General features: G+C 57.1%; 24 protein-coding genes and 1 other RNA gene. 7 read left to right on the plus strand and 18 right to left on the minus strand.

The window, feature by feature from the left end; all coding sequences use genetic code 11:
* Position 1: 1 nt before the first annotated feature.
* The 8 genes from flhB to rsmI all read right to left on the minus strand — a co-directional run bounded on the left by flhB (position 2) and on the right by rsmI (position 5782).
* Positions 2-1138, minus strand: coding sequence for a flagellar biosynthesis protein FlhB (gene flhB / locus VF684_RS04900; protein WP_100646895.1), 1137 nt, complete (start codon positions 1136-1138; stop codon positions 2-4).
* The gene (gene lfiR / locus VF684_RS04905; RefSeq protein ID WP_139440299.1) at positions 1135-1917 is read right to left on the minus strand and encodes a lateral flagellar biosynthetic protein LfiR; all 783 of its coding nucleotides are present in this window, start codon (positions 1915-1917) and stop codon (positions 1135-1137) included. Before lfiR ends, flhB begins: the two co-directional genes overlap by 4 nt.
* Positions 1914-2183 (minus strand): flagellar biosynthesis protein FliQ, encoded by a 270-nt coding sequence (gene fliQ, locus VF684_RS04910; protein ID WP_005336246.1) that lies wholly within the window; start codon positions 2181-2183, stop codon positions 1914-1916. Before fliQ ends, lfiR begins: the two co-directional genes overlap by 4 nt.
* A 1-nt stretch (position 2184) precedes the next feature.
* Entirely contained in the window at positions 2185-2919 is a 735-nt protein-coding gene (gene fliP / locus VF684_RS04915) for a flagellar type III secretion system pore protein FliP (protein ID WP_005336248.1), read from the minus strand.
* Positions 2919-3296, minus strand: coding sequence for a lateral flagellar motor switch protein LfiN (lfiN, locus tag VF684_RS04920; protein WP_019444828.1), 378 nt, complete (start codon positions 3294-3296; stop codon positions 2919-2921). The genes fliP and lfiN overlap by 1 nt, the downstream gene beginning before the upstream one ends.
* 8 nt (positions 3297-3304) lie before the next feature.
* A complete protein-coding gene (gene lfiM / locus VF684_RS04925) occupies positions 3305-4177 on the minus strand; it encodes a lateral flagellar motor switch protein LfiM (protein ID WP_180993713.1) in 873 nt (290 codons plus the stop codon).
* A gap of 227 nt (positions 4178-4404) precedes the next feature.
* An RNA gene (gene rnpB / locus VF684_RS04930) (RNase P RNA component class A) lies at positions 4405-4791 on the minus strand.
* A gap of 157 nt (positions 4792-4948) precedes the next feature.
* Entirely contained in the window at positions 4949-5782 is an 834-nt protein-coding gene (gene rsmI, locus VF684_RS04935; RefSeq protein WP_103251092.1) for a 16S rRNA (cytidine(1402)-2'-O)-methyltransferase, read from the minus strand.
* A 199-nt stretch (positions 5783-5981) separates the two neighbouring features.
* Here rsmI and VF684_RS04940 point away from each other — a divergent pair, with 199 nt between their 5' ends.
* Genes VF684_RS04940 through dolP form a run of 4 tightly spaced genes read left to right on the plus strand, consistent with a single transcriptional unit; the run spans position 5982 to position 9265 of the window.
* Positions 5982-7769 (plus strand): penicillin-binding protein activator, encoded by a 1788-nt coding sequence (locus tag VF684_RS04940; RefSeq protein WP_225315380.1) that lies wholly within the window; start codon positions 5982-5984, stop codon positions 7767-7769.
* Positions 7690-8082 (plus strand): YraN family protein, encoded by a 393-nt coding sequence (locus VF684_RS04945; protein ID WP_040068846.1) that lies wholly within the window; start codon positions 7690-7692, stop codon positions 8080-8082. The genes VF684_RS04940 and VF684_RS04945 overlap by 80 nt, the downstream gene beginning before the upstream one ends.
* 9 nt (positions 8083-8091) lie before the next feature.
* The gene (locus tag VF684_RS04950; protein ID WP_005336275.1) at positions 8092-8682 is read left to right on the plus strand and encodes a D-sedoheptulose-7-phosphate isomerase; all 591 of its coding nucleotides are present in this window, start codon (positions 8092-8094) and stop codon (positions 8680-8682) included.
* Between the two features lie 4 nt (positions 8683-8686).
* Positions 8687-9265, plus strand: a complete 579-nt coding sequence (gene dolP, locus VF684_RS04955) for a division/outer membrane stress-associated lipid-binding lipoprotein (protein ID WP_005336277.1) — start codon at positions 8687-8689, stop codon at positions 9263-9265.
* 43 nt (positions 9266-9308) lie between these two features.
* Here dolP and VF684_RS04960 read toward each other — a convergent pair whose 3' ends face one another.
* From VF684_RS04960 to zapE, 8 genes are all read right to left on the minus strand, one after another.
* On the minus strand, positions 9309-9734 hold the full coding sequence (locus VF684_RS04960) for a ClpXP protease specificity-enhancing factor (RefSeq protein WP_005336278.1): 426 nt from the start codon (positions 9732-9734) through the stop codon (positions 9309-9311).
* On the minus strand, positions 9731-10360 hold the full coding sequence (gene sspA, locus VF684_RS04965) for a stringent starvation protein SspA (RefSeq protein WP_005336279.1): 630 nt from the start codon (positions 10358-10360) through the stop codon (positions 9731-9733). Before sspA ends, VF684_RS04960 begins: the two co-directional genes overlap by 4 nt.
* A gap of 87 nt (positions 10361-10447) precedes the next feature.
* Complete coding sequence (locus VF684_RS04970; protein WP_040068844.1) at positions 10448-11182, minus strand: cytochrome c1; 735 nt, start codon at positions 11180-11182, stop codon at positions 10448-10450.
* On the minus strand, positions 11179-12396 hold the full coding sequence (locus VF684_RS04975) for a cytochrome b (protein ID WP_040068842.1): 1218 nt from the start codon (positions 12394-12396) through the stop codon (positions 11179-11181). The genes VF684_RS04970 and VF684_RS04975 overlap by 4 nt, the downstream gene beginning before the upstream one ends.
* Before the next feature lie 2 nt (positions 12397-12398).
* On the minus strand, positions 12399-12989 hold the full coding sequence (petA, locus tag VF684_RS04980; RefSeq protein ID WP_040068840.1) for a ubiquinol-cytochrome c reductase iron-sulfur subunit: 591 nt from the start codon (positions 12987-12989) through the stop codon (positions 12399-12401).
* Between the two features lie 295 nt (positions 12990-13284).
* Positions 13285-13677: a 30S ribosomal protein S9 gene (rpsI, locus tag VF684_RS04985; protein ID WP_005336286.1), complete on the minus strand. Its 393-nt coding sequence runs from the start codon at positions 13675-13677 to the stop codon at positions 13285-13287.
* A 15-nt stretch (positions 13678-13692) separates the two neighbouring features.
* Entirely contained in the window at positions 13693-14121 is a 429-nt protein-coding gene (rplM, locus tag VF684_RS04990; RefSeq protein ID WP_005336289.1) for a 50S ribosomal protein L13, read from the minus strand.
* A 266-nt stretch (positions 14122-14387) separates the two neighbouring features.
* Positions 14388-15482 carry a cell division protein ZapE gene (gene zapE / locus VF684_RS04995; protein WP_103251090.1) on the minus strand — a complete coding sequence of 365 codons (1095 nt, stop codon included), beginning with the start codon at positions 15480-15482 and terminating at the stop codon, positions 14388-14390.
* 140 nt (positions 15483-15622) lie between these two features.
* Here zapE and VF684_RS05000 point away from each other — a divergent pair, with 140 nt between their 5' ends.
* The 3 genes from VF684_RS05000 (at position 15623) to degS (ending at position 18680) form a co-directional block, all read left to right on the plus strand.
* Positions 15623-16003, plus strand: a complete 381-nt coding sequence (locus VF684_RS05000; protein WP_005356646.1) for a YhcB family protein — start codon at positions 15623-15625, stop codon at positions 16001-16003.
* A gap of 81 nt (positions 16004-16084) precedes the next feature.
* A complete protein-coding gene (locus VF684_RS05005; RefSeq protein ID WP_005336295.1) occupies positions 16085-17446 on the plus strand; it encodes a Do family serine endopeptidase in 1362 nt (453 codons plus the stop codon).
* Positions 17447-17555: 109 nt separating this feature from the next.
* Positions 17556-18680: an outer membrane-stress sensor serine endopeptidase DegS gene (degS, locus tag VF684_RS05010; RefSeq protein WP_440173859.1), complete on the plus strand. Its 1125-nt coding sequence runs from the start codon at positions 17556-17558 to the stop codon at positions 18678-18680.
* Positions 18681-18871: 191 nt separating this feature from the next.
* On the opposite strand, the gene npr is transcribed toward degS, so the two are convergent.
* Positions 18872-19144 carry a PTS phosphocarrier protein NPr gene (gene npr, locus VF684_RS05015; protein WP_005336318.1) on the minus strand — a complete coding sequence of 91 codons (273 nt, stop codon included), beginning with the start codon at positions 19142-19144 and terminating at the stop codon, positions 18872-18874.
* Positions 19145-19164: 20 nt separating this feature from the next.
* Positions 19165-20031 carry an RNase adapter RapZ gene (gene rapZ / locus VF684_RS05020; protein WP_139440301.1) on the minus strand — a complete coding sequence of 289 codons (867 nt, stop codon included), beginning with the start codon at positions 20029-20031 and terminating at the stop codon, positions 19165-19167.
* Positions 20032-20033 lie beyond the last annotated feature (2 nt).

Here is a 20033-nt window from a genome sequence, read left to right on the forward strand (position 1 = left end):
CTTACCTCTCAGGTTGACGTAACTCGGGCGGGACATATAACGGGGCAAGAGGGGTCGGTTTCCTTCCCTTGCCTGCCTCATACGCCCTTAACTGCAATACATGGTTCAATACATAGGCAACTGCCGTGTACAGCCCTGCGGGGACTTCCTGATCCACCTTGGTCGAGTGATAGATGGCTCGCGTCAACTCAGGCAAGCTCATCACCATCTTGTCATGCTGTTTGGCGACCTGACGGATCCGCTCGGCCATGCTGTCGACCCCTTTGGCAATCACGAAAGGAGCATTGGCACGAGCCGCATCATATTTTATGGCCACCGCATAATGGGTCGGGTTAACGATAATCACATCTGCCTGCGGTACCCGCTGCTCGATACGCGCGCGGGCAAGCATTCCCTGTACCTGGCGGATTTTGGCTTTGATTTCGGGACGCCCTTCGCTGTTCTTGTGCTCATCCTTGACCTCTTGTTTGGTCATCCTGAGCTGCTTGTTAAGCGACCAGCGCTGATAGGGCACATCCAGCACGGCAATCAGCATCTGTACACTCCCCAGCAGAATAAATGCCTGGGAGAGGATCCGTAGCGCCTGCTCGAGGGCCGCCTGAGGGGGCATCCGGTTCATCATCAACAAGGAAGGCCATTGATGATTTAACATCAACGCCAATGTGCCACCGATCAGCGTCACCTTGAGCAGTGACTTCAGCAACTCCATCAGGCTGTTCTTGGAGAACATCCGCCCCAGTCCCTTCAAAGGGTTCATCTTCTCGCCACTGGGTAGCAGCTTTTTCCAGGTCAGCGCCATACCGCCCGGCACTATGCTGAGCAACACCAGCATCAGGGCCAGAAAGCCAAACAGGGGCAGCAGCACCCACAGCATGTTTATCAGCGCTTCACCCAACCAATGGATCATCATCTGCGGGTCACGGGCACCTTGCCAGTCAAAACGCTGCGGACGCTTCATCAACTCGGCAAAGAACTGGCCAAACCCCGGCACCATCCACTGCATAACCAACCCGCCAAGCAGCAGCAAACCGGCAGAACTGAGCTCTTTTGAGCGGGCGATCTGCCCCTCATCCCTCGCTTTCTGGCGTTTCTGGCTGGAGGCCTCTTCGGTTTTGTCCTGTGCGCTGTTCTGACTCATGCCGGGGTCAAGCCTCGCAGCTGTTCAAGCACATGGGTAACCAAATCCAGATAACGGGAGGGCACACCACTGATGGAGAGCGCCATGGTGAGCAACCCGAGCAACAGGGTCATGGGAAAACCGAGGGAGAAGATATTGAGCGAAGGGGCGGTCCGGTTCATCACCCCGAAGGTCAGGTTAACCATCAACATGGCAACAACGGCAGGCAACGTCAGCAACAGGGCGGCACCGATAGACCAACCAAACAACCCGATCACACCTTTCATATCGATCAGATCCAGAGATGAACCCGGCGGCCAGCTACGCAGGCTCTGCACCAGAATATCCAGTACCACCAAGTGGCCATTCAGCCCCAGAAAGAGCAAGGCGCAAAACACCATCATGACCTGACTGATGATGGGGGCAGAATCCCCGTTGACCGGATCATTCATCACCGCCATCGCGAGCCCCATCTGCATGGAGAGGATCTGCCCCGCAGTGGTCATCACCATATAGAGCAACTGGACACACAGACCAAACAGCAAACCAAACAGCAGCTGCTCCACCGCCAGGACCAGCGCACCGGCACTGAAAGGATCGACAACCGGCATATCCTTCATCATGGGGGCGAGCAGCAGGCTGATGATGAACGCCAGCATCAGGCGAACTTGCGCAGGCACCCGGTTATCCCCAAAGACCGGCATCACCCAGAATGCCATACCGATCCGGATAAACGGCCACCACCACTGTCCCAACCATGCGGTCAGGTCAGCAGCACTGAGGGACAGCAGCGAATTCATCCAATAAACCCGGGAATTTTAAGAAAAAGATCCTGAAACAAGGTGGTTATCTGCGACAACAGCCAGTTACCCGTAAAGATAAGGGTCATCAAAGTCACGATAAAACGGGGAAGAAAACTGAGCGTCTGCTCCTGGATCTGGGTGGCCGCCTGAAAAATACTGACCACCAAACCTACGATCAGGCCTGGTACAATCAGCACCGAGACCATGGTCACCACCAGATTGACCGCGCCACCAACCAGGGCAACGCTCTGCTCAGGGGTCATATCAGCCTCCCCCACCAAAGCTGGCGGCCAAGGTGCCGACGGTCATCGACCAGCCATCGACCAGCACAAACACCATCAGTTTGAAGGGTAACGAGATGATCAGCGGGGAGAGCATCATCATCCCCATCGCCATCAAGACGCTGGCGACCACCAAATCGATCACCAGAAAGGGGATAAACAGCATAAAGCCAATCTGAAATGCGGTATTCAACTCACTCAAGACAAACGCGGGCAACAGCACCCCGAAAGGCACATCCTCTTTGGCGACCGTTGTTGGTTCGCCAGAGATGCGCAGCATCTGCTCCAGATCCGGCTCACGGGTCTGGGCCAGCATGAATTTACGCAGGGGTTTTTCTGCCTTGGCGATCCCCTCTGACAGGGTTATTTCATTCTGGTCATAAGGGACAAATGCATTCTGATACATGTCCGTCCAGACCGGACGCATAATCACCACAGTCAGGATGAGGCTGATGCCGATCAGCACCCGGTTGGGAGGGCTCTGCTGCAGGCCAAGTGCCTGTCTCAATATGGCCAGCACGATGATGATCCGGGTAAAACTGGTCATCATCAGTAACAAGGTCGGAAGCAGACCCAACAGGGTCATGAAGAAGAGGATCTGCAACTTGATGTTGTAGTCCTCGCCCCCTGAAGCGCCTGGCGATACCGAGAACAGGGTCATGTCCGCCCCCCAGCCGGGCAGCGAAAATAACAGCAGCGTCAGCAGCAGATAGCGCATCAGTCGTCCATGCCACCCAGCAGGTTGGTATCGATGACATCAACCAGGCGCAGACCATATTTGCCATTCACGACGACGACTTCGCCCTTGGCAAGCAGACGGCCATTCACCCGCACATCCAGCGGTTCACCTGCCAGCTTGTCCAGCTCAATGACAGCCCCCTCCTCGACGCGCATCAAATCGCCGAGCGGCACTTCGGTACTGGCCACTTCCAGCGTCACCTTGACCGGGATCTGGCGAAAGAAGGAGAGATCCCGTTGTTTGCTGCTACTGGTGGGGGCCAAGTAGTCTGCGGCGCTAGGCATACTGATGTCGTCACCAAACAGTTGATCCAGTCCATCCAGATCCAGCGGATCATTCATATTGTGCTCGCTCATGATTCAATTTACTCCTCTACAACCGTCGCAACCTGATAGACCAGGCTGCCTTTGTGTTCTGCGATTCGTCCACTGAAGCAGGGACGGCTGCCAATCAATGCTGGCACCACCTCAGGCAAATCCAGTGACAGCACATCACCCACCTTGAGACACTCAAGATCTGCCAGCGTCATGGACAATTGGCCCATCACCACCCGCAGACGAACCGGGACATGAGTCAGAGCCTGTTCCAGCTGACCTTCCGGCAGGGAATGACTGACCTGAGAAATGGACTCCTCGGGGGGAAGCAACCACATCTGCCAGTGATGAGTGCAATTACCTGCCTGCAGGGTTGCCTGCGTGGTCCAGAGCTGACGGTGGGCGATGGAATCACGTGGCACGACATGCAACTGCCACTTCAGATCCCCCAACCCCAGACAAGCACACCAGATATCAACCTGATACTGGCAAAGCCGCAATAACAGCCGCTGTTCGGTATCGGTCAACCCTTTGCCAGACTGAACATGTTCCTCTTTTTGCTGCAAGGTGCCGCCGAAAAAGAGGACCGCCAGACGATAGATGACCAGAGGTGCGATCGAGAAATAGACGGCGCGCTGTGGTTCAAGCGGACTTCTCGCCTCGACCCAGATATGAGCGTCATCTATCTCTGCCGGACCGGAAAAGGCGAACTCGCCATAATTCAGTTCGCACTCCGCACTATTAAACAGCTGGGCCATACAACTCGCAGCTTGCAGGGAAAATGTGCTCAACTGGCCATTGACCTGCTTCAAACGGGCGTGGTTTAACCGCTCGATACCCAACAGATCATAATGAGGCAGGGTTCTGCCCCGTTCTGCGCTAAGCAGCCGGGAAGGTGTGAGCATTGCGCTGCTTGATGACATTAATAATCCACCTTAACCATTTCATCTCGCCTTACTGCCACAGGGTCGCTCATCAGGCCAGCAGTGTGATAGATACAGACAGTCCAGCCGACGTATATCGACCAAAAAGGGTGAGAACTTTATTACAAATTCCAGAAAGCCGCCATGCGGTGCATCTCGGCGTGAATAATAAAAATCCCGGTGCCGTTAGGCACCGGGATTTTAGCGTGACGGTTCACGCGGAATGAGGTCGGAGTCGGCCTGTAAGCCGGGTTCTGTACCGGGTTGCCCCGGGTAGCAATCATTCCTCTAGGCCAGCAATCGCTCGCTGGCTCAAGCAACCTACCCGCCCCCAACGCGGGCCGCGCCAATAGGGGCCTATTTGGTCTTGCTTCGGGTGGAGTTTACCGTGCCACGAACTGTTGCCAGTCGCGCGGTGCGCTCTTACCGCACCCTTTCACCCTTACCTGATCCCTTGCGGGCCATCGGCGGTCTGCTCTCTGTTGCACTGGTCGTAGGCTCACGCCCCCCAGGCGTTACCTGGCACCCTGCCCTGTGAAGCCCGGACTTTCCTCCCCTCCGCCCGTCTGTCCCGAGGGACACAACGACGAAGCAGCGATTGCCCAGCCAACTCCGAGGCGCGGATTATAGCCTTGCGATACGCACGGGGTAAACCGGCAATTCCCGTTTACAGCCATTTATCGCGCTTTGGTCCCCGTTTACAGGGTGAATGCTCACAGATATAGAGGAGCGTGCTGGTCATAAAATAATCTGGCGGCCCATTCCACCGACTCAATAGTGCTCGAGACCATATTTATAGAGGGCATTCTTCTTCACGCCGTGGATCTCGGCGGTCAGTGCAGCTGCTTTTTTGAGCGGAAGTTCGGCAACCAGCAGACCCAGAGTACGGATCGCCTCGGCTGGCAGCTCCTCTTCTTCTTTGGAGGCGCCAGCCACGACCAGCACGATCTCGCCGCGGCAGCGGTTGTCATCCTCACCAAGCCAGGCCAGCATTTCGGACGCTGGCAGACCGTGGATCGACTCAAAGGTCTTGGTCAGCTCGCGGCACACCACCACCTGACGCTCGCCGAGAATGCGAGCAATCGCTTCCACTGTATCCTGCACACGGCGCGGAGATTCGTAAAACACCAGCGAGCGGGTGTCTTCAATAACGGCTTGCAGGCGATCGTCACGTCCCTTGCTCTTGGCGGGCAGGAAGCCCTCAAAGGCAAAGCGATCGGTGGGCAGACCGGCCGCGCTCAGGGCGGTGATGGCGGCACAGGGACCGGGCAGCGGCACCACCTTGACCCCGGCTTCACGACAGCGGGTGACCAAGTGATAACCGGGGTCGCTGATGAGCGGGGTACCGGCATCGGAGACCAGCGCAACACTCTTGCCCTCTTTGATCCGGCCGATCAGCACATCGGCTTTCTGCTGCTCGTTGTGATCGTGCAGGGCGAAGGTCGGCACCGAGATTTGGTAGTGGCTGAGCAGGATACCGGTATGACGGGTATCTTCGGCTGCCACCAGATCGACACTGCGTAAAATGTCCAATGCACGCTGGGTGATGTCCGTCAGATTGCCGATCGGAGTGGGGACTATATACAGGGTTGGGATGTCACTCATGGGATCTCCGAGTGCCCCGACAATTGTGTCGCCATATTGGCCCGTTTACACTATGGGGAACTTCAACACTGGTCGGGGAATGAACTTGAACCGGGTTACAAAGCAGCTAAGTGTATCACGACTCTTCGGCATCATACTCGCGGCAGTACTGCTCGCCGCCTGTGCGTCGGAGCCCAATCAACCGTCAGGGCAGTCAGGCATGCCCTCTGCGTTCTCCAATCTGACCAAGAATGCCCAGTGGTATCTTGAGCAGGTGGATCCCGCCAAGCCGGCCGAGGCCTTTACCTGGCAGATGCTGGCGGCACGCAGCTATCTGGCGCTGGGCCAGGCCAAACCGGCCTCGGCACTGTTCCAGCAATTGCAGAAGCAGGCCAAGGATCCCGTTCAGAAGGCGCAGTTGCAACTGCTGCAAGCCCATCTGTTGCTGGCGCAAGGCCACGCCAATCAGGCACTGATCCTGCTGGAAGGCAAACCCGAGGTGGTGCTGGATGCCGATACCCAGAAGGATTGGTATCGCCAGCGCGTGGTGCTGCAGCTCGACATCAACAACAAGTTTGGCGCAGCCAAGTCGTTGATTGCACTGGAGCCCTACCTCAATCAGAGCGAGCAGGCGACCAACCATCAGCAAATCTGGTCGTTGCTCAAAAGCATGACCCCCTCCACCCTGCAAGCGCTGGAAGAGGCTCCGGCCCCTGATGTGACCACCGGCTGGTTGCGACTGGCGGCACTGGTCAACGAGTTTGGCGCCCAGCCGAACCTGCTGGCCCGCCAACTGGCAGGCTGGAAGCGCGACTTCCCCAACCATCCAGCCCAGAAGGATATGCCGGCAGGATTGGGCGATCTGGCGGCCACTGCCAGCACCTCGGTGCAACAGATCGCTGTGCTGCTGCCCCTCTCCGGCAATCTGGAGCCGCAGGGCGCCGCCATCCGTAACGGTATGCTGATGTCTTATAAGGAAAATCAGGGGCAATTCACCCTGAACTTCTACGACACCCAGAGCAAGTCGACCGGCGATCTTTATAAGCAGGCGATTCAGGAAGGGGCAGACATGATCATCGGCCCGCTGCTGAAAGATCGTGTCGAGGAGCTGCTCAAGGCCAATCCGACCGTGCCGGTACTGGCGCTCAACGAGCTGGACAAGCCGGTCGTCAACGACACCACCTACTACTTCTCCCTCTCTGCCGCCGCAGATGCCGCCCAGGCAGCCCAGTACCTTTACACCCAGGGCTACCGTAAACCGCTGCTGATCGCCGCCCAGGGTCGGATCGGTTACAGCAGTATCAAGGCGTTCGAGCAGAGCTGGGCCACCCTGAGCCAGGATAAGCCGGTCGTTGCCACCTTCGGTGCCCGCAACGAAGTGCAGGGGATGGTCAAGAATGCCCTGAGCGGCCGCTCTACCGCCCGTGCTGGTGAAGTGGTGCAACTCTCTGATGCCGCACCGCGCAGCATCGATGCCGTTTATGTGGTGGCCAACAGCCTGGAAACCCGGATGATCAAGCCCTACGTGGATGTCTCGGTCAATCCGATGGGAAGCCTGCCCATCTATACCAGCTCCCGTGGCTACGACAGCGCCGCCACCGAGGTCGCCTCCGAGCTCAACGGCATGCATATCGCCGATATGCCGCTGCTGCTGGGCGGCTACGAGAAACAGCGCGAGCAGATCGCCCTGCTCTGGCCGCAGACTCAGGGTGACCTGCTGCGCCTGTTTGCCATGGGCTACGATGCCGTCAGCCTGGCTGAGAACCTGCAGCAGATGCGCAAGGTAGGCGGCATGCAGCAGGCCGGCATGAGCGGTCAGCTGAGCGTGGATGCCCAGGGCAATATCGTGCGGATGCTGAGCTGGGGTACTTACCAGAACGGCAAACTGGTCGACGAGAACGCCGTTCAGCAACTGGAGGAGCCCTCCAATGAAGGAACTATGGAAACGGATACGCCAGCAGTTGCCGAGCCTGTTCCCCTCACCAACGAGCAAGGGACAGCACTTTGAACAAGTCGCTGAACGCTGGTTGCAGGCTCAGGGCCTGCAACCGGTAGCTCGCAACTACCGCTGTCGTGGCGGTGAAATAGACCTCATCATGCACCAGGGCCAGACCCTGGTGTTTGTTGAGGTGCGCTACCGGGCCACCGGCAGCCATGGCGGGGCCGCCAGCTCGGTCACCCGCAGCAAACAGCACAAGATCATGCTGGCAGCGCGCCACTATTTGAAGCAACATGCCATCAACGAGGCCAATCAGGCCTGCCGATTCGATGTGATTGCGTTCGAGGGCGACCAGCCAGCCTGGATCCAGAACGCATTTTAAGAGGACCCTATGACTGACCGCATCAAAGAGAACTACACCGAAAGCATCCAGACCAAGATAGCCGCCGCCGAGGCGCTGCCGGATGCCATCCATACTGCAGCCCAGATGATCACCATCTGCCTGCTCAATGGCCACAAGGTGCTGGCATGCGGTAACGGTCCTTCTGCCGCACTGGCGCAACTGTTCATCTCCGAGCTGGTCAACTGCTACGAGACCCAGCGCCCCTCCCTGCCCGGCATGGCCCTGACCCCGGACATGGCGACCATCAGCGCCATCGCCACCGATCACGGTTTTGAAGAGGTCTACGCCAAGCAGATCCGCGCGCTGGGCCAGCCTGGCGACATTCTGGTGGTCATCACCACCTCCGGCCACAGCCGCAGCCTGATCAAGGCCGCCGAGGCAGCCCTCTCCCGTGACATGACCATAGTGGTGCTGAGCGGGGGTGACGGTGGCGAAATGGCAGGTCTGCTCGGCCCGAACGATGTGGAGATCCGTGTTCCCTCCGCCCGTCGCCCTCGCATTCTGGAAGTGAACCTGTTGACCCTGCACTGCCTGTGTGATCTCATCGACCAGACTCTTTTCCCGCAACAGGAAGATTGAAACCATGAAAAAGCACACTATCCTGCTCGGTCTGCTGGTTAGCACCCTGCTGCTGCAAGGCTGCGCAGCCCTGGTTGTTGGCGGCGCCGCAGGGACTGCCAAGGCCTCTGGCGATCGCCGAACCCTGGGCGCGCAATGGGATGACCAGACCATCGAGTTGAAAGCGGCCAATCTGCTGGCCGACAACAAGCCGCTCAGCGCAGCCAGCAAGATCAGCGTCTACAGCAACAATGGCCGCGTCCTGCTGGTCGGACAGACACCTTCTGACGTTTACAAGATTGAGGCGGGCAAAATTGTCAGTCGCATCGAAGGGGTTCGCCACGTCTACAACGAATTGCGCATCGGCCAACCTGCCAGTTTCACCACTCGCAGCAATGACTCCTGGATTACCTCCAAGGTGAAAGCCGACATGTTCGGCACCAAGAACTTCGACAGTACCAAGGTCAAGGTAGTCACCGAGAACGGCGAGGTGTTCCTGATTGGTCTGGTGACTCGCCAGGAGGGAGAGCAGGCAGTCAACATCGCCCGCCATGTCACCGGTGTGAAGCGCGTGATCAAGGCCTTCGAATTCGCCCAGAACTAAGCCCAACCGCACATAAAAAAACGCAGCCAATCGGCTGCGTTTTTTATTTGATCACCTTCAGGGTTGGACGACCGCTTGGACGCGGCGGTTCCGGCTCAGGCTCCACCGGCGCTTCAGCCTGCTCAAGCCAGATATCGTAACCCGGCTCAGGCGGGAACATGGTGCCCACGCCGTTCTCCCGGGCATGAATAGCCAGTACGGCTGCCATCGGGATGTAAACCTGCTGGGAGACCCCGCCAAAGCGGGCACTGAAGCTGATTGCTTCGTTATCCATGTGAAATTGCATCACGGCTCGGGGCGCGATGTTCAGCACTATCTGCCCGTCCTGAGCAAACTGCATCGGCACCATCACATGGGGAATGTTGACGTTGACCACCAGATGAGGGGTCAGATCGTTGTCCAGCAGCCAGTCAAAGAACGCCCGTAACAGGTACGGGCGGCTCGGTGTCATTGTCGGTTCCATGCTCATACGCCAGCACGGATCTCGCGTTCGGCTTCGGTCAGGGAAGCCTGGAAGGACTCACGCTCGAACAGACGAACCATGTAGGCCTTCAGCTCTTTGGCGCCACGGCCGGTCAGGTCGATGCCAAGGCTCGGCAGACGCCACAGCAGCGGTGCCATGTAGCAATCCACCAGACCGAACTCTTCGCTCATGAAATAGGGCATTTCACCGAAGATCGGCGCGATGGCCAGCAGGTTGTCACGCAGTTCGTTGCGTGCCGCTTCAGCATCGGTACCGGCCATGATCTTGTCGGCCAGGGAGTACCAGTCCAGCTCGATGCGGTGCATCATCAGACGGCTGTTACCACGGGCAACCGGGTAAACAGGCATCAGGGGCGGATGCGGGAAGCGCTCGTCCAGATACTCCATGATGATGCGCGAGGTGTAGAGTGCCAGCTCACGATCAACCAGGGTCGGTACAGAGTTGTACGGGTTCAGCTCGGCCAGCTCATCCGGCAGATTGGCTGGATCAACCTGGCAGATATCCACGCTAACACCCTTCTCCGCCAGGACAATACGCACCTGATGGCTGAACATATCGTTGGCACCGGAAAACAGCGTCATTACCGAACGCTTATTGGCAGCTACAGCCATTGAACCCTCCCGTCATTAAAAAGCAGAAACGGCAATGAAGCATCTTGGTCTTCATTGCCGTGCATTATATTACCCGTATCTGGTCGCTTAGTGAACGTCGCGCCAGAATTCCTTCTTCAACAGCACAGTGAAGATGAAGAAGATCACGATGAAACCAAGCACCCAGAAGCCCATGCGTTCACGCTCCTGTTGTACCGGTTCAGCCGAGTAGACCAAGAAGTTTACCAGATCCAGTACCGTCTGATCATACTCTTCGTCATCCATTTCACCATTACCGTCAGATTTGATGCTGACAACCTGCTGGGTCTCGACTCCATCGACCGTGTGAGTGACGAACTCGGCACGGGGGGTTCCCTGCAACGGTTCCAACACATGAGGCATACCCACAGACGGGAACACCACATTATTCACCCCAAACGGACGAGTCGGATCCACGTAAAAAGAACGCAGATAGGTGTAAATCCAGTCCGCACCACGTACCCGGGCAACCAGAGTCAGATCCGGAGGGGGAGCACCAAACCACTTGGCGGCATCCTTCTCGGACATGGCGCTCTTCATCAGATCACCCACTTTGGCGCCGGTGAAGATGAGGTTCTCCTTCATCAACTCCTCGGGGATCTCCAGATCGGCAGCAACCCGGTTGTAGCGTTGATACTGGGTAGAGTGGCAGCCTGCACAATAGTTCATGAAGGTGGCAGCTCCACGTTGCAGGGATGCCTTGTCGCTCAGATCATAATTGGCTTTGTCCAGATGCACGGCCCCAGCATTGGCAAACACCAGTGATGGCAGCAGGGTCAGCACTGCAAATATTATTTTTTTCATTTAAATGTAACCCTCTCCGGCAGCGGCTTGGTGCGTTCGTTTTTGCTGTAGAAGAACAACAGCACGAAGAAACCGAAATAACCCAAGGTACAAATCTGGGCAACCAGCGTCAGGGTCGGCGTCGACGGCAGTACACCCAGCACCCCCAGGATGATAAAGCAGACCACGAACTGGGCGATGTTAAGCTTGTGCAGCTTGCTGCGATAGCGAACAGAACGCACCTTGCAGCGATCCAGCCAAGGCAGCAGGAACAACACCACAATAGAGAGGCCCATCATGATGACGCCAAGCAGCTTGTCAGGTACCGCACGCAGAATCGCGTAGAAGGGGGTGAAATACCACACAGGCGCGATGTGAGCAGGAGTCTTCAGGCCGTTGGCCACTTCAAAGTTCGGCTTCTCGAGGAAGTAACCCCACATATCCGGCTTGAAGAAAATGATGGCGCAGAAGAAGAACAGGAAGCCCGCCACACCGATCATGTCCTTGACGGTGAAATAAGGGTGGAACGCCACCGCATCCAGCGGCCAGCCGTTTTCGTCCTTGTGCTTCTTGATGTCGATACCATCCGGGTTGTTGGAGCCCACTTCGTGCAACGCCAGAATGTGCATGGCAACCAGCATCACCAGCACCAGCGGCAACGCGATGACGTGCAGCGCGAAGAAGCGGTTCAGGGTCGCACCGGAGATCACGTAGTCACCGCGGATCCACAGGGTCAGATCGTCACCGATGACCGGAATGGCGCCAAACAGCGAGATGATGACCTGAGCCCCCCAGAATGACATCTGGCCCCAGGGCAGCAAGTAGCCCATAAAGGCCTCTGCCATCAGCACCAGGAAGATCAGCATGCCGAAGATCCACAGCAGTTCACGAGGCTTCTGATAAGAGCCATAGATCATGCCGCGGAACATGTGCATGTAGACCACGATGAAGAATGCAGACGCACCGGTTGAGTGCATGTAACGCAGCAGCCAGCCGTACTCCACATCGCGCATGATGTACTCCACGGAGGCAAACGCACCTTCCGCAGAGGGGTTGTAGTTCATGGTCAGCCAGATACCGGTGATGATCTGATTGACCAGCACCAGCATGGCCAGCGAGCCGAAGAAGTACCAGAAGTTCAGGTTCTTCGGTGCCGGATACTTGGCCATGTGGTCGTTGTACATGGCCGTGAGCGGGAATCGATAATCGATCCAGCCCATCAGTTTACTCAACATGGTCAGGCCTCCTTGCCATCGGCACCGACCAGGATGGTGGTGTCATTAATGAATTGATAGGGCGGAATGACCAGGTTCAGCGGTGCAGGCACCCCCTGGAACACACGGCCGGCCATGTCGAACTTGGAGCCATGGCACGGGCAGAAGAAGCCGGACGTAACGCCCTGCACCTGCTCGCCAAAGCTGTCAGGCAGATAGGAAGGTGAACACCCCAAGTGGGTGCAAATACCGACCGCGACAAAAATTTCGGGCTTGATCGATCTGTACCCGTTATGGGCATAGTCAGGCTGCTGCGGCTCTTCAGATGAGGGATCCCGCAGCTTGTCATCATGCGCGGCCAAGGCATCCAGCGTCTGTTTGGTGCGTTTCACCACCCAGACAGGCTTGCCTCGCCACTCGACACGGATGAGCTGACCCGGTTCCAACTTGCTGATATCGACTTCAACCGGCGCACCGGCTGCTTTGGCCTTGGCGCTCGGATTCCATGACTTTATAAACGGCACTGCGGTAAACGCAGCTCCTACCCCACCAACGGCAACCGTTGACCAGGTAAGAAATCTGCGGCGACCGGTATCAACTGGCGCATTGCTCATCCAAAAACTCTCCCATGTGGACTCCGCACATTCTTATAGTGTCCCTGTTCCCCATTTTTCCCGTGACAACAGCGGCGGAAGCTGGATTTACAATTGCCACAGAAAACAGGGGAAATTTTAAAGAAAAGATAACAACTTGACAAGAAAGAGCGGTGAGCAATGAAAACAATAAAGAAACAATTTTTTGTCTTTTGTGACGCGTGGTTAGCATTGATGTCGGTAATATTACCAATAAAAAAAGCCTGGCAGTTGCCAGGCTTTTTTGACACTCGAAAGAGTGAGTACCAAAAGCGAATTAACGCTTGGAGTACTGCGGACGCTTACGAGCTTTGTGCAGACCAACTTTCTTACGCTCAACCTTACGGGCATCACGAGTAACAAAGCCAGCTTTACGCAGTTCGGAACGCAGGGTTTCGTCGTACTGCATCAGAGCACGAGTGATACCGTGGCGGATCGCACCAGCTTGACCGGAGATGCCACCACCGTTAACGGTGATGTACAGGTCCAGTTTCTCGGTCATCTCAACCAGTTCCAGCGGCTGACGAACTACCATGCGGGCAGTCGGACGGCCGAAGTACTGCTCCAGGGAGCGCTGGTTGATTACGATCTTGCCGCTACCCGCTTTGATAAATACGCGAGCAGTGGAGCTTTTGCGACGGCCGGTACCGTAGTATTGATTTTCTGCCATGTTGCCAGTTCCCGATTAGATATCCAGTACTTGAGGTTGCTGAGCAGCATGAGCATGCTCGGCGCCTGCGTAAACTTTCAGTTTACGGAACATGGCACGGCCCAGAGGACCTTTCGGCAGCATGCCTTTGACGGCTGCTTCGATTACCATTTCCGGTTTACGCTGAATCAGCTTGTCGAAGCTGATTGACTTGATACCACCCGGGAAACCGGAGTGAGCGTGGTACATTTTGTCGGTAAATTTCTTACCGGTTACGTGTACCTTCTCAGCGTTTACAACGATGATGTAATCACCGGTGTCAACGTGCGGAGTGTACTCAGCTTTGTGCTTACCACGCAGACGAGCAGCGATCTCGGTTGCGATACGACCCAGAGTTTTACCTTCTGCGTCCACAATGTACCAGTCACGTTTTACGGTTTCTGGCTTGGCAACGAAAGTTTTCATTAAGTTAAACCCAATTACCTGTTACAGACCCAATTGCTTATGGGGGCTCTCCCACAAACAACAAACGATGGCCTACCTGTACCCCTTCGAATACAAGTAAAGCTTAAAGTGTTGCTGTCTTATCGACAGCTGTAACGTGGGCCGGGCGATTATAAGTGAAGTTGCCTTAAATATCACCTGCTAATTTCACTGCCATGAAACCAGCAAATGTCGCCCGGCCCTACCTGCCGCAGATGCCCATCCGACTGGCAGGCGCGGTATTGTGACTAAGGAAGGTGCACTCTGGCAAGGTATTCGTGCGATTGCATTTCCTGAAGCCGTGAAAGACAGCGTTTGAATTCGAAATTCAGCAGCCCTTCGCGGTAAAGTTCTGTCATGGGAACCGCCGCCGACATGATGAGTTTGACGTGCCGTTCGTAGAACTCATCGACCATGGCAATGAAGCGGCGAGCCGCGTCATCCGTGCCTGTGCCCATTGGCTGAACATTGGCCAGCAGAACGGTATGGAACAGCCTGGCCAGCTCGATATAGTCGTTCTGGGAGCGGGGAGTACAGCAAAGTTGCTCAAATTCCATATAGAGCACCCCTTCCCCCATCCCGAGCGACGCCAGCTGACGATGATTGACCTCGAACGTCCCCTCGCAAGCCGTGTGCCCACCGGTTAATTGCTGAAAATAGTGGTCAAGATTGGCTTTTGCCTGCAAGTCCAGCGGGCAGTGATAAATCTCGGCTTGTTCCAGCGTACGCAGGCGATAGTCGATACCGCCATCCACGTTAAGTACCTCGCAATGGCGCTCGATAAGCTCGATAGCTGGCAGAAAACGGGCTCGCTGCAGCCCGTTGCGATAAAGATCCTGCGGCGGAATATTTGAAGTGGCGACCAGCACGACACCGTGACCAAACAGCTCCTGAAACAGCGTACCCAGCAGCATGGCGTCGGTGATGTCGGAGACAAAAAATTCGTCGAAACAGATGATGTCTGTCTCGCTGGCAAGCTTGCTGGCCACCAGCTTGAGGGGATCGGACTGCCCGCTCAACCCCTGCAGTTCATCGTGAATGCGGTGCATGAAGCGGTGGAAATGGCTGCGCATCTTGCGCGTCCCCGGCAGGCTGTCGAAAAAAGTATCCATCAGCCAGGTCTTGCCTCGGCCCACTCCGCCCCACATATAGATACCGAGGACGGGCTCCGGCGGCTTGGGCTTTTGCAGCCAACCCAGCAGCCCTCGAGATCTGGTCGGAGTCGGGCGCCGTAGCAAATCCTGATACAGTCGCTCCAGCCTGCTAATGGCCATCCCCTGCGCGGGGTCGGCCACAAAGCCGGGGCGCAGCAGATCCTGCTGGTATTTTTGCTGCGGTGTCATCCTTGAGCGCCTCTCCAAGTCCCTGAATCGAGGACAAAATGGTATCACGGCCTCAGGACGCACGGTATAGTGCCATCAAGGCATGGCGGTTATGACGACCGCATAAACCCACTCTGTTTTAGCTGTAACAAGGAGCATCTATGAGTCTGTTAACTGGGATCCTGCTGGCTGTCGCGGCCTTGATTATCGGTATCGTTCTCGGCCGTTTTTCGGTGCGTAGCCGCGATGCTGGCCGTCTCGAACAGGAACTGAAGAAGGCCCACAAGGAGCTCGAGAGTTATCAGGGCCAGATCAACACCCACTTCGCCGACAGCGCCGCCCTGATGGAGCAACTGGCCGAGCAGTATCAGACCCTCTATCGCCACATGGCCGAGCAGAGCAAATTCCTGGCCAAGGCGCAGGAACCGCTGTTCCGCGAGTCATTGGTAGAAGAAGCCCCTGCCAATGTGGCAGAAGAGCCAGGCGTTCCGCCTCGCGACTATGCTGGCGCCTCTTCCGGACTGCTCAAGCAACCAAACTAGTTCCTCGCGGAACTAATTGGCCAGTCCCGTGGTCTGACTTTGACGATTGCAATGCAACTTTTTCTGGGAGCTGTTTTTCATATGCGTAAACCTCTTTCCATGCTCAGTGTGCTAGCCCTCAGTGTCGGTATCGCCATGTCTGCGGCCCCTGCTCAGGCTGCACTGCCTTCCCTGTTAGGTTCAAATCAGGAGATGCCAAGCCTGGCGCCTGTTCTCGAACAGGTCACCCCGGCGGTGGTCAATATCTCGGTTTCTGGCAAAAAAATTACCCGTCAGCGTCTGCCGGAACAGTTCAAGTTCTTCTTCGGCCCCAACATGCCCGATGAACAGGTGAGCGAGCAGCCGTTCCAGGCGCTCGGCTCCGGTGTCATCGTCGATGCCAAGAAGGGTTACGTGATCACCAACGCCCATGTGGTTCACGAGGCGGACGAGATCAAGGTCAATCTGAAGGATGGTCGTGAGTACGCGGCCAAGAAGATCGGTGAAGACAAGCAGTCCGACATCGCCCTGCTGCAGATCAAGGCCGAGGATCTGGTGCAGATCAAGTTTGCCGACTCCGACGAGCTGCGGGTGGGTGACTATGCGCTGGCCATCGGCAACCCGTTTGGTCTGGGTCAGACCGTCACCTCCGGTATTGTCAGTGCGCTGGGTCGCAGCGGCCTCAACATCGAGAATCTGGAGAACTTCATCCAGACCGATGCGGCCATCAACTCCGGTAACTCCGGCGGCGCCCTGCTCAACCTGCGTGGCGAGCTGATCGGTATCAACACCGCGATTCTGGGCCCGAACGGCGGCAACATTGGCATCGGCTTTGCCATCCCCTCCAACATGGTGCGGGATCTGACCGAGCAGATCGTCAAGTACGGTGAAGTGCGTCGCGGCCAGCTGGGTATTACCGGCACCGAGCTCACCTCCGACATCGCCAAAACCTTCGGTTACAACAAGAAGGATGGTGCCTTCGTCAATCAGGTCATGCCTGATTCGGCGGCCGACAAGGCGGGCATCAAGGCCGGCGATATCATCGTCAGCATCGATGGCAAACCGGTTCGCTCCTTCGGCGAGCTGCGTGCCAAGATCGCCACCATGGGCGCTGGCAAGCAGGTCGAACTGGGGCTGATCCGCGATGGCAAGTCACAAACTGCCAAGGTGACCCTGAAACAGGCCGATGACAGCGAAGTACGCGCCAGCGCGCTGCATCCGGCACTGGAAGGGGCCAAGCTGAGCACCACTACCGACCCGGTCTCCGGTGTTGCGGTGGCCGACATTGATCCTCGCTCTCCGGCAGCTGCTTCCGGCCTGCAGAAGGGTGACATCATCATCGGGGTCAACCGCCTGCGCATCAACACCCTGGGCGAGCTGACCAAGGCGCTCAAGAACAAGCCTGACGTGCTGGCACTCAACATCCAGCGCGGCGACTCCTCGCTCTATCTGGTGATCCGCTAACGCTCAAGTTGTTCGCCAACCCCTCTATCACCCGCGGCCTTCACCGCGGGTGATTTTTATCCATCGATAGTGTTATTCTCTGCGCGCAGCCTGTACGGATGAGAATGACATGAAAATCCCCCCTTTAGTCAGTTACTTGGGCAAGTCTGTCGGTTTTGGATTGACCGTCGCGGCGCTGCTGTTGCTGCTGTTTCCCCATTTTCGCGGTGGTGCCCAACTGCCCGGCATCATCACCAATGCCCGTGAACTGAGTTTCTCCTATGCCGCCCATCGGGCAGGCCCTGCCGTCGTCAACATCTACACCCGCAGCTTTGCCCCCAATCAGGGCAATCAGGGGGAACTGCGCCCGCAAGGGCTGGGTTCTGGCGTCATCATGAACCAGCGCGGCTATGTGCTGACCAACTACCACGTCATCGCCGATGCCGACCAGATCATCGTCGCGTTGCAGGATGGCCGGGTCTTCAGTGCCGAGCTGGTCGGCACCGATCAGCTCACCGACCTCGCCGTGCTCTATATCGAGTCAGACAACCTGCCGGTGATCCCACAGGATCCCGAGCGGCTACCAGAAGTGGGGGATGTGGTGCTCGCCATCGGCAACCCCTACAACGTCGGCCAGACCATCACCCAGGGCATTATCAGTGCGACCGGCCGTACCGGCCTCTCCAGCATGGGGCCCGACAGCAATGGCCGTCAGGATCTGCTGCAGACCGATGCCGCCATCAACGAGGGCAACTCGGGTGGCGCGCTGGTCAACGGCCGTGGCGATCTGGTGGGGATCAACACCGCCACCTATCACCTCAACGGCAATCAGGAGAGCTACGGCATCAGCTTCGCCATCCCCTACCGGCTGGCAAAACGGATCATGGATGAGCTGATCGCCAACGGCCGGGTGATCCGCGGCTACCTCGGGATCTCCAGCGTCGAGATCAACCCCATAGTCGCGCGGATGATGAACCTCGGCGCCCTGCGTGGTCTGGTGGTGGAGAGTCTGGATCCCAACGGCCCGGCGGCCAAAGGTGGCCTGCTGCGAGGGGATGTGCTGCTCAAGATCAACGGAGAGGCCATCAGTGGCGTACGCAGCGCCATGGACAAGATTGTCGAGAGCCGCCCCGGCACCAAGCTGACCATCTCGGTATTCCGCTCCGGCAAGCCGCTGGAAGTGGTGGTCACCATAGAGGAAGATCTGCGCTATCAGCAGAGAACGGCCAGCTCGAGCGCCGCATCGGCTAGCTAAGACGCCGCTCCAGCTATAGAGCAGCAAGCTTGCCATGAGGCTGATTGTATTACTGACGAGATAATTAACCGAGACTAGGATTCAGCGATGCAACAATGTATTGTCGACTATCTCCTGCTGCCAGGATGCAAATCCTAAATCATTACACAGCCGATCACTGCAGTGCGGATCAAAACAAAAACGAGGAGTGACTACTCCTCGTTGAAGCCGGAAGTGAACAGCTCCACCACGGCGGCCAGGGCCTCGACCTCTTCAGGGCCCTCAACCTGTACTTCCACCTGCCGCCCTTGCGCGGAATCCAGCATCAGCAGGCCGATGATGCTGTCAGCATCGGCCTCCACACCATCTTCATTGCGCAGCAGCACGTGGGCATCGAAACCCTGCACCAGCTCGAACAGCATCATGGCTGGTCTGGCATGAATACCCAGCTTGTTTTTCACTTCAACCGAGGCGGAAACAGTCATCGGGTCGTCCTATTGGTCCGTCAGGATTGGGGGGCACTCTTGTCGAGAGTGCGGTGGCGGATCTGCACGTTCTTGCCAAGCAAACGGAATGCACTGGCCAGCCGCTCTGCAATAAAGACCGAGCGGTGCTGACCGCCGGTGCAACCGATGCCGACCGTGAGGTAGCTGCGATTGTTGCGCTCCAGATGGGGCAACCAGGTAACCAGCATGTTCTCGATCTGCTGGGTAAACAGCATCACGTCAGCCTGCGCCGAGAGGTAGTTGGCGACCGGCTCATCCTTGCCGGTGAAGGGCTTGAGCTCGGGGATCCAGTGTGGATTGGGCAGGAAGCGAGCATCGAACACGAAGTCGGCATCCTTGGGAATGCCATACTTGAAGCCGAACGACTCGAACACCAGCACCAACTCGTTCTCTTTCTTGCCGAGTACCCGGGTTTTGATGAGCTCGCTCAGGTCGTGAATGCTGAGGGTGGTGGTGTCGATACGCAGGTCAGCGGTCGAGGAGAGTGGCGCCAGCAGGTGGGTCTCCTCCCGAATCGCCTCATCCAGCGACAGCTTGTTGCGTGAGAGGGGGTGCAAACGGCGGCTCTCGCCATAGCGCTTGAGCAGGGTGCCGTTGTCGGCGTCGAAGAAAAAGCTGGAGAACTCTACCCGCCCCTCATTGCGCACCTGTGCCAGCAGATTTTCCAGTTTCTCCGGATCGCTCGGCAGGTTGCGCACATCGATGCTGACCGCCAGTTTGTCATACTGGCTCTCGACCGAGACGATCAGCTGGGGCAGCAGATTGACCGGCAGGTTGTCCACACAGTAGTAACCCAGATCTTCCAGCACTCGCAGGGCTATCGTTTTACCGGAGCCCGAACGTCCACTTACCACGATTAACTGCATCT

The organism is Aeromonas sp. Lyrl_2, from assembly GCF_051948815.1.
Lineage (GTDB): Bacteria > Pseudomonadota > Gammaproteobacteria > Enterobacterales > Aeromonadaceae > Aeromonas > Aeromonas veronii.

Coding starts and splice junctions, on each gene's coding strand:
- flhB (WP_100646895.1), bottom strand. CDS start 1,138: ATGAGTCAGAACAGCGCACAGGACAAAACCGAAGAGGCCTCCAGCCAG.
- lfiR (WP_139440299.1), bottom strand. CDS start 1,917: ATGAATTCGCTGCTGTCCCTCAGTGCTGCTGACCTGACCGCATGGTTG.
- fliQ (WP_005336246.1), bottom strand. CDS start 2,183: ATGACCCCTGAGCAGAGCGTTGCCCTGGTTGGTGGCGCGGTCAATCTG.
- fliP (WP_005336248.1), bottom strand. CDS start 2,919: ATGCGCTATCTGCTGCTGACGCTGCTGTTATTTTCGCTGCCCGGCTGG.
- lfiN (WP_019444828.1), bottom strand. CDS start 3,296: ATGAGCGAGCACAATATGAATGATCCGCTGGATCTGGATGGACTGGAT.
- lfiM (WP_180993713.1), bottom strand. CDS start 4,177: ATGTCATCAAGCAGCGCAATGCTCACACCTTCCCGGCTGCTTAGCGCA.
- rsmI (WP_103251092.1), bottom strand. CDS start 5,782: ATGAGTGACATCCCAACCCTGTATATAGTCCCCACTCCGATCGGCAAT.
- VF684_RS04940 (WP_225315380.1), top strand. CDS start 5,982: ATGCCCTCTGCGTTCTCCAATCTGACCAAGAATGCCCAGTGGTATCTT.
- VF684_RS04945 (WP_040068846.1), top strand. CDS start 7,690: ATGAAGGAACTATGGAAACGGATACGCCAGCAGTTGCCGAGCCTGTTC.
- VF684_RS04950 (WP_005336275.1), top strand. CDS start 8,092: ATGACTGACCGCATCAAAGAGAACTACACCGAAAGCATCCAGACCAAG.
- dolP (WP_005336277.1), top strand. CDS start 8,687: ATGAAAAAGCACACTATCCTGCTCGGTCTGCTGGTTAGCACCCTGCTG.
- VF684_RS04960 (WP_005336278.1), bottom strand. CDS start 9,734: ATGAGCATGGAACCGACAATGACACCGAGCCGCCCGTACCTGTTACGG.
- sspA (WP_005336279.1), bottom strand. CDS start 10,360: ATGGCTGTAGCTGCCAATAAGCGTTCGGTAATGACGCTGTTTTCCGGT.
- VF684_RS04970 (WP_040068844.1), bottom strand. CDS start 11,182: ATGAAAAAAATAATATTTGCAGTGCTGACCCTGCTGCCATCACTGGTG.
- VF684_RS04975 (WP_040068842.1), bottom strand. CDS start 12,396: ATGTTGAGTAAACTGATGGGCTGGATCGATTATCGATTCCCGCTCACG.
- petA (WP_040068840.1), bottom strand. CDS start 12,989: ATGAGCAATGCGCCAGTTGATACCGGTCGCCGCAGATTTCTTACCTGG.
- rpsI (WP_005336286.1), bottom strand. CDS start 13,677: ATGGCAGAAAATCAATACTACGGTACCGGCCGTCGCAAAAGCTCCACT.
- rplM (WP_005336289.1), bottom strand. CDS start 14,121: ATGAAAACTTTCGTTGCCAAGCCAGAAACCGTAAAACGTGACTGGTAC.
- zapE (WP_103251090.1), bottom strand. CDS start 15,482: ATGACACCGCAGCAAAAATACCAGCAGGATCTGCTGCGCCCCGGCTTT.
- VF684_RS05000 (WP_005356646.1), top strand. CDS start 15,623: ATGAGTCTGTTAACTGGGATCCTGCTGGCTGTCGCGGCCTTGATTATC.
- VF684_RS05005 (WP_005336295.1), top strand. CDS start 16,085: ATGCGTAAACCTCTTTCCATGCTCAGTGTGCTAGCCCTCAGTGTCGGT.
- degS (WP_440173859.1), top strand. CDS start 17,556: ATGAAAATCCCCCCTTTAGTCAGTTACTTGGGCAAGTCTGTCGGTTTT.
- npr (WP_005336318.1), bottom strand. CDS start 19,144: ATGACTGTTTCCGCCTCGGTTGAAGTGAAAAACAAGCTGGGTATTCAT.
- rapZ (WP_139440301.1), bottom strand. CDS start 20,031: ATGCAGTTAATCGTGGTAAGTGGACGTTCGGGCTCCGGTAAAACGATA.